At 33.0% G+C, this 15,570-nt stretch carries 14 protein-coding genes and 3 pseudogenes; 10 read left to right on the plus strand and 7 right to left on the minus strand.

The annotated features are described in order from the left end of the window. Positions 1-612 (plus strand): FAD-dependent oxidoreductase (locus tag AC1DIT_RS22585; RefSeq protein WP_476998413.1); only part of this gene is annotated, 612 nt, incomplete at its 5' end. A gap of 85 nt (positions 613-697) precedes the next feature. Here AC1DIT_RS22585 and AC1DIT_RS22590 read toward each other — a convergent pair. Next, positions 698-1,027: pseudogene (locus AC1DIT_RS22590) on the minus strand (hypothetical protein); the annotation flags it as partial. An 822-nt stretch (positions 1,028-1,849) separates the two neighbouring features. Between AC1DIT_RS22590 and AC1DIT_RS22595 the strand changes: the two are divergent. Then, a complete protein-coding gene (locus AC1DIT_RS22595; RefSeq protein ID WP_016132811.1) occupies positions 1,850-2,404 on the plus strand; it encodes a GNAT family N-acetyltransferase in 555 nt (184 codons plus the stop codon). An 84-nt stretch (positions 2,405-2,488) separates the two neighbouring features. On the opposite strand, the gene AC1DIT_RS22600 is transcribed toward AC1DIT_RS22595, so the two are convergent. Beyond that, complete coding sequence (locus AC1DIT_RS22600) at positions 2,489-2,674, minus strand: cold-shock protein (protein WP_000286203.1); 186 nt, start codon at positions 2,672-2,674, stop codon at positions 2,489-2,491. Positions 2,675-2,761: 87 nt separating this feature from the next. After that, a complete protein-coding gene (gene cspD, locus AC1DIT_RS22605; RefSeq protein WP_003203959.1) occupies positions 2,762-2,965 on the minus strand; it encodes a cold-shock protein CspD in 204 nt (67 codons plus the stop codon). A 479-nt stretch (positions 2,966-3,444) separates the two neighbouring features. Between cspD and AC1DIT_RS22610 the strand changes: the two genes are divergently transcribed. Beyond that, positions 3,445-4,365 carry a CPBP family intramembrane glutamic endopeptidase gene (locus AC1DIT_RS22610; RefSeq protein WP_476998416.1) on the plus strand — a complete coding sequence of 307 codons (921 nt, stop codon included), beginning with the start codon at positions 3,445-3,447 and terminating at the stop codon, positions 4,363-4,365. A gap of 112 nt (positions 4,366-4,477) precedes the next feature. On the opposite strand, the pseudogene AC1DIT_RS22615 reads toward AC1DIT_RS22610, so the two are convergent. After that, positions 4,478-4,658, minus strand: a pseudogene (locus tag AC1DIT_RS22615) (arginase family protein); the annotation flags it as partial. 393 nt (positions 4,659-5,051) lie between these two features. On the opposite strand from AC1DIT_RS22615, the gene AC1DIT_RS22620 reads away from it, so the two are divergent. From AC1DIT_RS22620 to AC1DIT_RS22630, 3 genes are all read left to right on the plus strand, one after another. After that, positions 5,052-5,657, plus strand: coding sequence for a PRK06770 family protein (locus AC1DIT_RS22620; RefSeq protein ID WP_016114846.1), 606 nt, complete (start codon positions 5,052-5,054; stop codon positions 5,655-5,657). A gap of 133 nt (positions 5,658-5,790) precedes the next feature. Beyond that, complete coding sequence (locus AC1DIT_RS22625) at positions 5,791-6,213, plus strand: MarR family winged helix-turn-helix transcriptional regulator (protein WP_016114847.1); 423 nt, start codon at positions 5,791-5,793, stop codon at positions 6,211-6,213. Between the two features lie 152 nt (positions 6,214-6,365). Further along, positions 6,366-7,562, plus strand: coding sequence for an MFS transporter (locus AC1DIT_RS22630; protein WP_016114848.1), 1,197 nt, complete (start codon positions 6,366-6,368; stop codon positions 7,560-7,562). Between the two features lie 279 nt (positions 7,563-7,841). Here the strand turns inward: AC1DIT_RS22630 and AC1DIT_RS22635 are convergent, their stop codons facing one another. Further along, on the minus strand, positions 7,842-8,753 hold the full coding sequence (locus tag AC1DIT_RS22635; RefSeq protein ID WP_016114849.1) for a LysR family transcriptional regulator: 912 nt from the start codon (positions 8,751-8,753) through the stop codon (positions 7,842-7,844). A gap of 304 nt (positions 8,754-9,057) precedes the next feature. Between AC1DIT_RS22635 and AC1DIT_RS22640 the strand changes: the two are divergent. The 3 genes and pseudogenes from AC1DIT_RS22640 to gnd all read left to right on the plus strand — a co-directional run. Further along, positions 9,058-9,312, plus strand: a pseudogene (locus tag AC1DIT_RS22640) (aminotransferase class III-fold pyridoxal phosphate-dependent enzyme); the annotation flags it as partial. After that, positions 9,312-10,001, plus strand: coding sequence for an MOSC domain-containing protein (locus AC1DIT_RS22645; protein WP_016114851.1), 690 nt, complete (start codon positions 9,312-9,314; stop codon positions 9,999-10,001). The pseudogene AC1DIT_RS22640 and the gene AC1DIT_RS22645, both read left to right, overlap by 1 nt. Before the next feature lie 198 nt (positions 10,002-10,199). Further along, the gene (gene gnd / locus AC1DIT_RS22650) at positions 10,200-11,102 is read left to right on the plus strand and encodes a phosphogluconate dehydrogenase (NAD(+)-dependent, decarboxylating) (RefSeq protein ID WP_016114852.1); all 903 of its coding nucleotides are present in this window, start codon (positions 10,200-10,202) and stop codon (positions 11,100-11,102) included. A 79-nt stretch (positions 11,103-11,181) separates the two neighbouring features. On the opposite strand, the gene AC1DIT_RS22655 is transcribed toward gnd, so the two are convergent. Both AC1DIT_RS22655 and zwf read right to left on the minus strand, forming a co-directional pair. Beyond that, the gene (locus tag AC1DIT_RS22655) at positions 11,182-11,796 is read right to left on the minus strand and encodes a cyclase family protein (RefSeq protein WP_016114853.1); all 615 of its coding nucleotides are present in this window, start codon (positions 11,794-11,796) and stop codon (positions 11,182-11,184) included. Beyond that, positions 11,783-13,303, minus strand: a complete 1,521-nt coding sequence (gene zwf, locus AC1DIT_RS22660; protein ID WP_016132813.1) for a glucose-6-phosphate dehydrogenase — start codon at positions 13,301-13,303, stop codon at positions 11,783-11,785. The genes AC1DIT_RS22655 and zwf overlap by 14 nt, the downstream gene beginning before the upstream one ends. 513 nt (positions 13,304-13,816) lie before the next feature. On the opposite strand from zwf, the gene AC1DIT_RS22665 reads away from it, so the two are divergent. Further along, positions 13,817-14,701: a GNAT family N-acetyltransferase gene (locus AC1DIT_RS22665; protein ID WP_476998415.1), complete on the plus strand. Its 885-nt coding sequence runs from the start codon at positions 13,817-13,819 to the stop codon at positions 14,699-14,701. The last annotated feature ends 869 nt before the right edge of the window (positions 14,702-15,570 follow it).

The following is a 15,570-nucleotide window of genomic DNA, read 5'->3' on the forward strand; positions in this document are numbered from 1 at the left end:
GCACAAACATTATTAAGTTCTACTGAATTAGATGATGATTTCAATAAACTAGCACAAACATTATTAAGTTCTACTGAATTAGATGATGATTTCAATAAACTAAAAAATTCTTCGTTAATTAGCATTTATTTAGGGTTTGAAATAGCTGATGAACAATTACCGGTAGATGGAACTGGTTTCATTGTTTCAGAAAATAGTGATTTACTTTGTGATGCATGCACGTGGACAAGCAGGAAATGGAAGCATACATCAGATAAACAAAATTTATTGGTGAGATTGTTTTATAAAAGTTCGAATCCTGCTTATGAAAAAATGAAACATAAAAGTAAGGAAGAATTGATTCAAGTTGCCTTATCTGATATTGAGAAAAGCCTTAGAATTCAGGGAGAACCGCAAATTGTTGAAGTTACGGACTGGAAAGATTTAATGCCAAATTATCATTTAGAACATAACCATGCAGTTCAATCTTTAAATGAGAAATTATTAGCTGTTTTTCCAAATATGTATCTAGCTGGGGCTTCATATTATGGTGTAGGTATTGGAGCTTGTATAGGAAATGGAAAGAAAACGGCAGAGAAGATTATAAAAACATTGAATAATCACTTTGAATAATGTAGTCTTTATATTTTTGACGAAATCCCTCTCTAGTATAAGAGTGGGATTTCGTCTGTTTTTTACTAAAAATTGTATCTATCGTTTACTCTTTAATTTTGATTAGAGTTTCTGCACGTTTCGTTTTATTTTCTGTAATTGTTAATGTGACGTTACCAGCTTCTTTAAATGAATAAGGGGAGAGTTGATAAATCTCTTTTATGTTATATTTTTCTTTTATTTCTTTTGTGGATGTATTTTTTATTAGGGAAATATTCGGTTTCCAAGTTTCTGTTTTACCAGAAGGGTAGTTTATGATAATTTGAGGTTTTTCTAAACTCAGTGTTTTCCAAGAAGCGAAATAAAGTTCGGTTTCTTTTTCTTTTTTGATTATTTGTTCTGAGAAATAACCAAATTCACCAATATCACCTGAAACGATTAATCATGCTGTTCCCTATAAATAAGGATAAAATGACACCTATTCCATACGGTAGATAAATACCGTAAATCATGAAAGTACTACTGTTTTGAGATAACGCAAAAAAGGTTCCTTAAAGTAAGTAGAAACTAACAGTCATTCCTTGTGTGAATGAAAAAAAGTAAATGTACTTTGGTAATTGAAGACGAAACTTTAATTTTGTAATCATTAAAGCGAGAACCGCTACTGTAGTAAGGATACTACTAAGTAAAAGTACAATGAGAATTTGAAAATTTGTTTCACGAGTAGCTTTCATAACAAAAAGTAGTACGGTAAATAGAATAAATAATACAAATGATGGCACTGAAAAATGGGAAGAGTCCGGCATAGAAATTTGGTATTTTGGCGTATGTATTAATGAAAATACTTATTTATATGACGTAATTTTTTTCTAATCGTCAAATCCTGATTCGTGAAGGTTGAATAAATTTTACTAATGGAAGTCACGATTTATTTGGCTATGCCCACTTATATTGATTATAGCATGGAGCTGGAAAAATCATCAAAAAGGGGAAAAGGATATAAAATATTTATATAGTATTTTTTGTTTGTAAAGAAAATTCRCATATGTTAAAATACCTGAAAGATAATAATTTAGAGTATTAATTCTGTTAGATTTAAAACGAATTAAATATTGTGTATAAACCGAATAAATTAAGAAAACCATGGGGGAAGCCTGTTTCATCTATTTAGAAAACAGGCTTTTATTTATGATGAAACTTCCGATTGGAGAAGCTTTTTCTGATATAATAAATCAGTAAAAAGAAAAGGAGGATTTCAATGGCATTTCCTGTTTTAGAAACAGAACGGTTACGTTTAGTTGAAATTGATCAATCTTATTGTCAAAAAATATATGAAATCTTTTCGCTTGAAGAAGTAACGCGTTATTATGGAATGAATTCCTTTACAGAATTTGGTCAGGCTTCGCGTATGATTGAATCTTTTTCAAAAAATTTTTTTGAAAAACGTGCAATTCGATGGGGAATTGTATTGAAGGAAACAGGTATTTTAATTGGTACAATTGGATTAAATAATTTACAACTTTGGAGTAAACGTTCTGAGATTGGTTATGATTTACATCCTTCTTACTGGAGAAAAGGCTATGCAACGGAAGTTGTGCAAAAAATCATTACTTATAGTTTTCAGGAGCTAGGGATATTCAGAATCGGTGCAATTACATATCCTGAAAATGTAGCATCTTGTAAGATGTTGTCCAAAATAGGATTTCAGAAAGAAGGACTATTAAGAGGGTATATTCATCAAGGAGATCAACAACGAGATGTATATATATATTCTATTATACGAACAGATTTAGAAAAGAACCATGAGATATAGTACGCATGGTTTTTCTATTATAATTAGATAGTAATGAAAAATAACGAACCCCTCTTATCAAAAGATAAGAGGGGAATGAAGCAATCAACCTAATTTAGGTAATAAACGTTCTCCGCTTTTCATGCTACTTTTACATAAAGGGCATTTTGGCTCTTCTTCAAATGAAAAGTTCTTTCTCATCCATCCTAAACAATCCTCTGATTCACATTCCCAAACAGGGGTTTGTTCTGGTGGTACTTCTGCTACATCGTTCTTTCGATTGCGATACATGTGACCACTCCTTTTATGTAAAAATTTTAATTATATATTAAAAAGGTTGTTAACCGTGCGATGGTAACAACCTTTTTATTGTTTAAATTATAGCTTTACAACGTTTTTAGCTTGAGGTCCGCGGTTGCCTTCTTCAACTTCGAAGCTAACTTCTTGACCTTCGTCAAGAGATTTGAAACCTTCGCCAGTGATAGCTGAGAAGTGAACGAATACATCGCTACCGTCTTCAACTTCGATGAAACCGAAACCTTTTTCGCTGTTAAACCATTTTACTTTACCTGTTAATGTCATGGTAAATGCCTCCTAAAAATAAGAAAAATAAATTACAATATGATCCGTCTTATTTCAACGAAAATAAAAATTCACATATTATCAAAAAACCATTAGGAATACTTATTATTCTTAATAGATGCTTGATAATATGTAAAGTTAAGCTTTTATAAATTTGGCCTTAAGACCTATCTTACAACAAATGGTGAGAAATAGCAAGTGTTGTAAGGAAATGGGATATTTTCAAGGGCGAGCGCTTCAATAATGCTATTGGTATAGGGAGTTGATCGTATTTCATGTAGCTAATTTTTTTATTAACAAGATAAAAGATATTCACTTTTATGTATTATTCCTGGCTCGAAAATATGTGAAAATACTCCAGATGATTACGAGTGGCATCCCTTGTTATATTTTTTTATTTATGGGTATGAATTTTAAATGAGGATATAAAAGTATAAAAAATAATAAATTCAGTGTAAAATAGGAAGTATTTGTAAGTGATGAAAGGAAAGGGAGGAGTAGTTTTGAATAATAGTCGATTTAAAACAATTGAAGCAGCAAAGGAAGGTCGAAAAAAAGTACATCCAATTTTAGCAGTAATATTATCGATTGTATTTTTAACACTTGGTGAGTTATTCATGCTATTTATGTTGTTTTTACCAAAAGCAGAAACGACATTGATGAAAGGGATTTATGATAACTTAAGGATGTTATTAACATTTGGCGGAGCAATTTTATTTGTATTTTTATGGGTTCGTTTTGTGGAAAAACGTCCATTTTCATCAATTGGTTTTTGGAAAGATAAAGCTTTAAAAAAATACTTACGCGGAGCATTCATTGGGCTTATATTTATAACAATACCCGTTTTAATTTTAGTTTTAAGTGGTTCTGTTACCTTACATATACAACGGATTTCAAGTACAGTCATATTGGGAATGGTAGGTTCTTTAATAGCATTTTTAGTACAAGGTGCCACAGAAGAAATCGTTGTACGTGGTTGGTTATTTCCAGTTATTTCAGTTAGAAGTCGGGTATGGATTGGAGTTGCTGTTACTTCATTACTATTTGGATTTCTCCATCTACTGAATCCAGGCATTACAGTTCTTTCTATATCAAATATCATATTAGTTGGTGTATTCGCAGCGTTTTATGTATTAAAGGAAAATAGTCTTTGGGGTATATGTGCTTGGCATTCTATATGGAACTGGGCTCAATATAATATATATGGTTTTGCGGTAAGTGGTACAACAATATACTCTACACCTCTGTTTAAATCAACAACAAGCGGCCCGAAATCGTTACATGGAGGAACTTTTGGGATTGAAGGAAGTGTAATCACAACAATTATGCTTGCTGTTRCCTGCATTGTATTATGGAGACAATTGTGGGGAAGAAAATTGAAACAACATAATATTGGGTAATTTATGGGGGATAGTTAGATTGTGATTAGAACAACATCGTGCATAATGTGAAAAGTAATGAGTATGACTATAACGTTTAGATGTTTGATAGAAGGTTTCTAAGATTAGCATATTTGATTTTTTTATTATGCAACTGTTCTTTGATATGATACAGGGCATTTTTTACAATATAAATTTGAGTGTTCTAGATGTCTAAAATCAATATCTTCATGTGGATAAGAATGAAGTTTATTTTGTAATTCATACGTTTCGTCAAAATGAAGGAATGTTATACCTTTATGTAATAAACTCATTTCAGTCATCTTCTTTACATACTAATCTAGCACAAATTTAAATGACTTAAAAATAAAATGCTTTCTTAATTCAACTGATTTCAAAGGGTATAGTCTGGATAAAGCTAACCGTATTTTGCCGAGCAGAGATGGTGTATGGAAAAATTCTTATATGAATTTTAGAAAATCATAATCCTTTTACAGAATAATCTTGCAATATGAAACTGAATAGAAATACAATAAAAGGAAACCTATGAAAGATTTTGATCAAATGTTATTTTGGGGGAGAGAATGGATGGAGAATTTTTAAGAAAAAGCATTTTTAAAGAATAATTTATAACGAGTTATTTTTGAAAAACGAAATAGGTAGGAAGAAAATGAGTGATGGAATGTTGGGGGGAGGAAATATGTACAATGAAAACACTATTAAAAATACTAGGGATAATTGCTGGAATGGTAGTAATCGGTGTGGCACTTACTTACGGAATTTTATATTATCTCAATCATAGTAAACCAACCGCTAAAAAAACACCAACTGCGGCTCCGGCAGTGGAAGTGTTAGCCGATAGTAAAGTAAAAGCAGAGAACGCAAAGCTGTTAGATAATGGTAATTATTCATTGCCAAATAGTGACTTTAATAAAGGCTTTAAGTGGACTGATGAAAAATTACAAATCGCATTACATGAAATGGCACATCAAAAAGTAAAAGCGGATCAAAAGTGGGGTTATATTTTTATAACGCAAGAACGAATTGAAAGTTTATTGGGGATTGTTAAGAGTAGTGATATGAATCATAAAAATACATATATAGATATTTTAGAAAGATGGAAACAAGGGAAATACGAGAAAGTTGATGCGGATCATAATACGATTTGGAAATTACAAAGCGGTAATCTTGGTGAAGGTAAGGGTGTAATGTCACAAAATGAGCAGAAAGAGTTGGTTAATAAAGTCTTCATGCAAAAGGAGACATTCTCAGGAAGCATGTTAATAGCAGGTGGTGAACAAATTAAAAAATAGTTTTGAAAATTTGATAGATAAGGATAAATACGCAGCGAAATATAAAAGTTCCGCTGCGTATTCGCTTTATTTGACATATGAAATAAATGGGAATAAGATTCATATATGAAATAAAAAAGGAAGGCTTTTTCGAATGGATATGAAAAAAAGAGAATTATATGGAAATATTCGAGATGTCTATCATCAACTGCAAAGAAATTTGGATAAAGCGATAGAAGAGCACGATATAAGTTATGTTCAATTTGGTGTGATACAAGTACTTGCGAAGTCTGGAAAGGTTTCTATGTCTAAGCTAATTGAAAATATGGGGTGTGTTCCAAGTAATATGACAACGATGATCCAAAGGATGAAACGAGATGGTTACGTTGCGACAGAGAAAAATCCAAATGATCAACGTGAAACACTTGTGTATTTAACTGAAAAGGGAGAAATAGCTAGGGAAAAAGTCGATGTAAAATATGCAGGTTTTTTAGAAGAAAATTGTAGTTGTTTTACTGATGAAGAAGAACAGAGGCTACAAGAACTATTATTAAAATGGAAGCATCGCATAGTTTAATTGTGATATATAAGAAAAAGTGTAACATTCTGTTACATTTTTCTTTATATAAATGATTCATATATGAAATAAAATAACGTATATAAAATCGGAGGTGTGAGGAGGAATTTAAATAATTATTTCATATATGAAGTAAAAAAGGGGAATACAAGTTGCAAGTAAAATCAAAGTTACGTATTTTAGCAGTTATCGCGTTTTTTATCGGTTTAGATTCTTTAATTGTTTCACCATTATTGCCTGCGATTTCACAGACAACAGGAATGCCTGCTGAAAAGGGAGGGCTTTTAATTACAGCATACGCACTATGCTATGGGATAACAGCTCCATTTTTTGGACCGTTGTCTGATAAGGTGGGGAGAAAGCAAATGATTGTCACAGGTCTTATCATTTTTTCAGCCGCTACATTTTGTACCGGGCTTACGAATCATTTTGAAATACTCTTATTGTTTCGTGGACTGACTGGTTTATCCGGAGCTCTGATCATGCCAAGTGTATTTGCATTAGTAGGAGATAAAGTACCGTACCAGTCACGAGGAAAAGCGATGGGGATGATTATGGGAGCCATGGTTGGATCGACGGTATTAGGTGTCCCTATCGGTGCGTTTTTATCTGAGGTAGGAAACTGGCAATGGACATTTTATATTATTGGATTACTGGCTTTGCTTGTTACGTTAATTACAAGTCGATTGTTACAAAAAGAGATTCCGAAAAACCAGTTATCAATTTCTGCACCCAGAGCAATGATTAGATCTTGTAAAATCGTATTTACAAATTTCTCTGTTTTCTTTGCGTTATTAGCAACGTTTTTATGGACTGTAGGACTACATGGTATGTTCTCATACATAGGTGTGTATTATGGAAGAAATTTTGGGTTTACAATTGGACAGATTGGAATTGTTATTTTCTTTGCTGGTTTAGGAAGTGTAATTGGTAATGTAGCTGGTGGGAAATTGGCGGATAAAATAGGTAAGAAAGTAGTGGTTTCAATCGCAAGTATATTTGCTTCTATAAGYGTGATTTTATTTTCTGTATATATTGGAAATGTAAAATACGCGATTACCGCACATATGATCTGGAGTATATGTATTGGGTTTGGTCAGGCTTCACTCACTGCCTTGATCTCAGAATTAAATCCAGCTATACGAGGGACAGTTATGGCATTAAATAGTTCTGCAATGTATATCGGAATGACGATTGCTTCAAGTGTTGCATCGTTTGCTTTGAGTAAAGGTTTACCGTTCTTTGTCTTAGGAATAATTTGTGCAATTGCTAGTTTACTCGTCCTTCCGAGCATATATTTTCTTGTTCAAGAGAAGGCTACAACTAAGAAAAAACAAATTGGTATATAAAATGGGAAGGGAAAAGAAGGTATACGTTATAGGTGAGAAATGAATGAAACTCCCAAAAGAGTTGGTGTCCTTCAGCAGAGACAATCAACTCTTTTTCTTTGTTTACTTTACCTTTGTTGTTTCACCTATGTGTTCTCCCAATAGAATAAGGAAAGATTGTAGTACGGGAGATATCCATTCATTCTTAGGGTTCACTCCAATACAGAAAGAATGGCGTTTATTACGATTTTTTCTGTTTCAAATGAAATGAATCTATAAACGATAACTCTCTTTTTATATTTAAATTTCTATTTTTTGAAAAGAAGCTACAATCTTTTGTAACTGCTCAATAAACATTCGTGTAGTGGCACACATATATTTATCCTTTCTATAAATAATTCCAATTTCTATTGTTGCAGTAGGATTTTTGATTTTAATAGCTTGAATAGAGTTACTCTGTAGAAAGTCTATATATGGTTTGGGCAACACTGTAATTCCCATTCCTTTTGACACCATGTGAATTAATGATTCCATTGTACTTATTTCTAAAATTGGTTTTGGTGTAAAGTTAAAGTTTTGACAATGCGAACGAATAAGCTGTGTTAAAAAGAAATTTTTGGGAAGAAGGATAATAGGATATTTCTGTAACACTCCCATCGTTACAGTAGTGTGTTGTGTTAATTCGTGATTAGTTGGCACTACTAAAGTAAGTTCATTTTGATAAAGCGGAATAGATATGATTTCTTTGTCTTGAACAGGAAGAAATGTAATGCCAATATCTAATTCATTTTGTAACAATTTTTCACGAATTTCCCCAGTACGAAGACCTAATACGGAAAGTTCAATATTGGGATATAACTCATTAAAATTCAAAATGGCTGGTGGTAATAAGTAGTTTACGGTCGTCAATAGAGCACCAATGGTTAACTTTCCTTGCTGAAGCCCGTTTAAATCTTGAATTGCAGCATGCGCTTGTTCTACTTCGTGAAAGACTTTTTTACTATGTGAAAGCAAAATTCTTCCCGCTTCTGTTAAAGAGATTTTTTTGCCAATTCGATCAAAAAGAGGCATACCAATTTCATGTTCAAGTGCACGAATCTGTTGACTCAGTGAAGGTTGTGAAATGTTTAATTTTTCAGCTGCTTTTGTAAAATGTAATTCGTTTGAAACAGCTACAAAGTATTCTAATTGTCTTAACTCGATGGGAATCACCTCTAATGATAGGTTTTACCTATCATTATCATATAAATAATTGAATTGAACAATGATCATCTTGAAATTATACTCACATTAGTAGAACAGCAAAGTAATCATTGTAAAAAATAGATGAGGTGATGAAATGATACAAGCATTAAAATCTAACACATTACCAGGTAATTATTCTCAAAAACTTCATAAGCGATATCAACAAGCTGTACCAATAGGGGTATATAATTCACCACCTTTGTACGTACAATCGGCAAAAGGAGCAATGATAACAGATGTAGATGGAAATAACTTTATTGATTTTGCGGGTGGAATTGGTGCAATGGTGGCAATGGAGCTAGTGACCGATCGTGTAACGAAAGAACCCGCAAAAGAATTAACAGCGCAGTTAATTAAGGAGTTTTGGAAAAATGGGCTTATAAGCCTTGGGGCGGGTATACATGATAATGTTCTTCGATTTTTACCACCACTTGTAATTTCGAATGAAGAAATTGATAAGGGGTTTGAGATAATAAATCAAGCTTTTGAAGCGCTTTGTCAAAATAGTAAAAGGAGTGGGGAATGATGCCAAGGTCGTATGACTTGAGGTCTCTTAATGTAGGTATGCCAAAAGAAGTGTCATATGGTGGGAAATTAATTCAAACGGGTATTAATAAATCACGGGTAAGTGAGCCTGTTTTTTTATCATCACTAAAATTTAATGGAGATGGGCAAGCTGATTTAGTCCATCACGGAGGAATAGATAAAGCAGTTTGTGTTTATTCCTATAACCATTATCCATATTGGGAAAAGGAATTGAATCGAAAGCTTGTATACGGTGCTTTTGGAGAGAATATGACAGTGCAAGACATGCTTGAGGAAGATGTTTGTATAGGTGATATATTTCAAATTGGCGAAGCGGTGGTACAAGTAAGTCAACCAAGGCAACCTTGTTTTAAATTAGCAAAAAAGTATGATATACCGCAATTACCACTTTACTTCCAAAACACAGGGTATACGGGATTTTATTTTCGTGTTCTAAAAGAGGGGGGGGTATCACCAACAGATTCTCTTAAGCAACTTGAGTCTGATCGTAAAGGTATTTCAATCGCTTTTGCAAACCATATAATGCATAAAGAAAAACGTAACTTTGAGGGAGTACGAAGGATTTTAGGAGTAGAGGCCCTTTCAGCAAGTTGGAGAAAAACATTTGAAAAACGTTTGAAAGGAGAAGAAGGAAGTACGAAGGAGAGATTAGAAGGGATTAGTGAATAACGGGATAGGAACTGGAATGTTTTTTATACTGTAATGTTAAAGTATAAATATTAAGTGACTCCTATGCATCTACCAGAGCTGATTCGTGCAAAATATATCCGTAGTGAAAAAATTTGGATAAATATTGATTGTTCAAATGAAGAAAGATAAACAAAGGATTAGCGAATCTCACTTAGGTATTTTTAGGAGGAGTTAAAGATGAAAATAGGGTTAATCGGTCTAGGGAAAATGGGATTAAATTTAGGTCAAAATTTAATTGATAAGAATCATGAAGTAGTGGCGTATGATGTAAATACAGATGCTATAAAAGAAATAAAAGAATATGGAGCTATGGGTACATCTAGTCTATCTGAACTTATTCAATCTCTCGAAAAACCAAGAATTCTGTGGATTATGGTGCCACATGCTGTTGTTGATACTGTTATTAATGAAATTACACCGCTTTTAAGTCAAGGAGATATTGTGATTGAAGCGGGTAATTCCTATTATAAGGAATCCATTCGTCGTTATGATGAGTTTAAAAAAGCTGGTGTACATTTTATGGATGCAGGAACGTCTGGTGGAACAGAAGGTGCTCGTAATGGTGCTTGTTATATGATTGGAGGAGACCCGGAAGCGTGGGAAACTGTTGAGACTGTATTTCGAGATACGGCTGTAGAAAATGGATATTTATATGCAGGAAAAGCAGGAAGTGGTCATTTTTTAAAAATGGTTCATAATGGGATTGAATATGGTATGATGGCTGCTGTTGGTGAGGGATTTGAAGTGTTAGAGAAAAGTGAGTTTGATTATAACTATGAAAAAGTAGCAAGAGTATGGAATAATGGTTCAGTTATTCGTTCATGGCTCATGGATTTAACGGAACGCGCATTTTCAAAGGATGCAAAGTTAGATGACATTAAAGGAATCATGCATTCTTCAGGAGAAGGAAAATGGACAGTTGAAACGGCTCTTGATTTACAAACAGCGACACCTGTTATTGCCCTGTCCTTATTAATGAGGTATCGTTCATTAGAAAATGATACATTTACAGGTAAAGTTGTTGCAGCGCTCCGTAACGAATTTGGTGGACATGCGGTAGAAAAAAGTGACAAAAAATGAGTCGTTATCTTAATGTAATTGAAAAACGTTTTCTACATAAAAACAACCTCGTTCTTAAAAAAACGGGGTTGTTTATTATTTATATATCTTTAAAAAGAAGAACACGTGCTGGAGAGGCATCAGTTCCAACTAGTTTTAATGGTGCAGCTACCATAAAATACTGATCTGCCGGCACGTTTTTTAAACGTAATCCTTCAATGACGATAATATTTGCATCGAATAATGCCTTATGAGTTGGGTGTCCTGGTTGGCTACGTTCCACCCCGAGAGCATCAATACCAACTCCTCTAATGTTTCGCTCCGCTAGATAATGGGCACCGTCTTCTTTTAAAAAAATAAATTCATAATTAAACTCGTCTTCAAAAGAATTACGAGTTTTAAATAAGATAAAGTCATTCTCTTGAATATCGAGGTGTTGTAAATCAGTTTTTGTAATTCCATCTTCAACAGTTGTTAAATCAAAAACTTTAACAGGTCCCACTAATTTTTCTAATGGAATACTTTCAAAGGTTGCTCCTTCGTTAATCATATGTAATGGTGCATCAATATGCGTACCTGTATGGACGTCTAATGTAATACGTGACTCCGTGACATGCGCATTTGTTGTTCTTGAAAATTGTGGTTGTTTTTCAGGCTTATTTTTGTAAACAGTCATCCCTTCAAATATAGGTGCTGTAATATCATATATTTTCATTGTAACTTTCTCCTTTCAAATGAGAGGTTATCGTTGGCCACCAATGGAAGCAATCTCTTTCTAATAAAGTATCAGATTCTTTAGGGCCCATTGACCCAGACTCATAGTTAGGAAAATGTTTAGCCGGTTTATTACGCCAAACACTCGAGATTGTATCAACGAATTTCCAAGAAAGACATACTTCGTCCCAATGTGTAAAGTTAGTTGAATCACCACGCATACAATCGTATAGAAGAACTTGATATGCTTCAGGTGTATTCATTTTGTCCATACAGTTATTACAATAACTTAAATGGATGGGTGTCGAAGTAGTACCGCTATCGGTTTTTTGCGCATTTAAATGGAGGGTAATTCCTTCTTCCGGTTGAATATGAATGACCAATAAATTAGGATGAACTTTTTTTTCTTTATTAAAATATAGATTCATTGGTAAGTCTTTAAATTGTATGACAATTTCAGTTGATTTTTCTTGCATACGTTTCCCAGTTCGAATATAGAAAGGAACTCCTGACCACCTAAAATCTTCAATCATTAATTTACCAGAAACGAATGTTTCTGTGTTCGATTCTGAATCTACCGCGTTCTCTTCACGGTAGCTAATTACTTTTTGCTCGTCTATCATACCTGGTCCATACTGTCCTCGTACAAAACTATGTTCTACTGTTTCTTCTGAAAGTGGCTGTAAAGCACGTAGTACTTTGACTTTTTCACTTCGGATTTCATTTGCGGTTAGCTTTATTGGTGGTTCCATTGCAAGGAGTGCCACCATTTGTAATATATGATTTTGGACCATATCACGTAGTGCACCTGAATCTTCGTAATAGCGGCCTCGCTCTTCTACTCCTAAAGTTTCACTTGAAGTAATTTGGATGTTAGCTATATATTGATTATTCCAAAGGGGTTCGAAAATTGCATTCGCAAATCGAATGACTTTAATGTTTTGAACCATTTCTTTACCTAAATAGTGGTCAATACGATAAATTTCATCTTCTGTGAAGGCGTGGCGAATTTGATCATTTAATGCTTGTGCTGATTCATAATCATGTCCAAATGGTTTTTCAATTACTAAACGAATCCAACCTTCTGTTGAAGTTAATCCTTCTGATTTTAAATTCGTGGCAATTGTGCCGAAAAAATCAGGGGCCATTGCTAAATAAAACATACGATTCCCTTCGGTAAAATACCTTCCATCTAGAGTGATTAATAAACTTTTTAGCTCCTGATAAGAAGATAAATTCGTTACATCAAAAGGATGATAATAAAAATGGGAAGCGAATGTATCATGAGTCATGTTTTCTTCTTGTAAATTGTGAATAGATTGTTTAACATTTTCACGGAACTTTTCATTAGATAATGGTCGTCTTGCCACACCAATAACGGCAAAGTTTTCGGAGATTTTCCCTTGTCGAAAGAGCCTGAAAAGAGACGGGAATAATTTGCGCTTTGCTAAATCACCTGTCGCACCAAAAATAACGATAATACATTTAGGGGGAGTATAATTTTCCATAGTTAAATAGCCCTCACTTTTTACGAAATTAGCTCTCACTTAGTATGTTGATTATTGAACAATACATGTAAGCGTAAGATAAAATAATTTTTATTCCGCTATTCGTGAGCAGTAAGACCCCCACCTCAAAATTCAGCGAAAGTACAGGAATTGAGTCGGAGATAAACTGCCCGTAAAAGCCCGATTGGTGAGGGCTAGTAATCAGTGGGGGATGAAGAAAACCCACACTGATTAAAGTTTCACTTTATCTGACATATATCGGTTAGCTGTTAAATATAAAAATTATAAAAGTGTTGTAATACTAAAAAAATAATTCCTTAGAGTTTTGCTGAAAAGAACTTGTCTGAATCATAAAGGAAAAAAAACAGGTGGATTAGTATTCGGAGTTATCTTGAAAATCTTAACTTATTTTGGTATATTTTGTGATGATGCGTTGAGTTGTAAGAAGACTTACTTGATTTAAACACAATAGAAAACGATTACATTGATAAGAATGAACTTATGGAGGACAATATGGGGAATCTTATTCTTTTTGAAAACTTTTTTGTGGAGGAATCGAAAAAGGAACCGTTATTTCAATTATTTGAAGAAGTGTTTCGTATTCCTGTTCAAACGTTACAAAATTTTGAGGCCAATGGATTTTGGGACACTACATACAAACCTTTTTCATATTTACAAGAAGGTCAAGTAATAGCAAATGTGTCTATGTTTTCGCTACCAATGTTTGTAAATGGAGAGCGGATTTATGCAGCTGGTATTCAATCTGTCATGACACATCCAGAATATCGGAGAAAAGGCTTGATGAAGCAGCTGTTATGTAAAGTATTACAAGAAATAGATACAAAGTATGAATGTGCAATATTATTTACAGAGAAACCGGAATTATACGAACCATTTGGTTTTCGAGTCGTACAAGAATATCTGATGACATTGTCGTATGAAAATATTCTACCTCATTCGTCTTCACTTCGAAAATTAAACTTTTATGATGAAAAAGATATGGAACTTATAAAGGAAATAATAGAAAACGCTCAACAGCTTTCAATGGAATTTTCAACATTAAACTATCGGTCTTCTTTCTATTTTAATATGTACGATGCGAAATGGAATGAAAAACTATATTATTCAAAGAAACTAGATGCGCTTATTGTATTTGAAGTGAAAAATCAAGTACTGAAACTATTTGGTATTTTCGCACAAATATTTCCGATTTTAGATGATATATGTGCTGAAATATCTGAGCCATTTACAGAGATTGAATTTTACTTTTACCCTGATGAGTTAGGGCTTGAAGAGGTAGCGTGCAAAGAGTTTCAATCTGAAACATATTTGATGATTCGCGGTGGTAAAAAGATTGATTTTAAAGGATATAAATTTCCAGTTTTGACTGAATTGTAAATAGAATCTTAATCTAGAAGTAACTATTAACAGATACTTTTTGAATGGATTATAGGAAATGATAGATAAGTGAATTATGGAATGTTTAAGAAATTATACCTGTAGTCCATCAAAAGATAATGGATTTGAAACAGAATTTTTGGATTTTACAATTGAGTATACATAATTAAAATTATCCGCATTCTATTATGAAGGAATGCGGCTTTTTGTTATTGTCTTGAAATAGAGTTAAATAAGCGTCCATAAAGTTTTGTGATAAAAGTCTTATCTCCTGAGAGTAAGAGGATCATTAAGGCATTTATTAAATCTTTAGTTTATGCTAAAGGCGTTGGATATGATAAACCAATGTATGAAGCTATGCTGGAGATAGAGAATGATTATACCTTATTTTCTTTGTTATATAGAAATTACACAATGGACTAGTAAACAACTTGATGAGACAAGCATATTATGAAGTGTGGGACGAGTTATCATAATTGAGATGATACTTGGTGCTCCATACTCCTTTCGCAAAAGAGTACCTAATGGCGGGTACTCTATTTTATTGAACAAAATGGACATTTGAATTGAAAGGATGATGGCAGTGGAAATAATTAATAAATTCGTTGATTACTTGAAGAAATTGGCTGAAAATAAAAAGGGAGTTATTGAAGAAGAGTAATAGTAAAAGCACTTCTGAACAAATCCAGAAGTGCTTTTTTCTTGAAAACTATAAAAATCATTAGATAAATTATAAATAGGATATTTGGTATTAATTTATTATTGATGAGGCACATAGAATATGGAATTTATATTATTTTAACAAGGCATTTTAAAAGGAATTTAATTTATATAACAAACAGTTTAGATGGTATGTAACAGATAAAGAA

The organism is Bacillus sp. 05T22 (genome assembly GCF_056396765.1).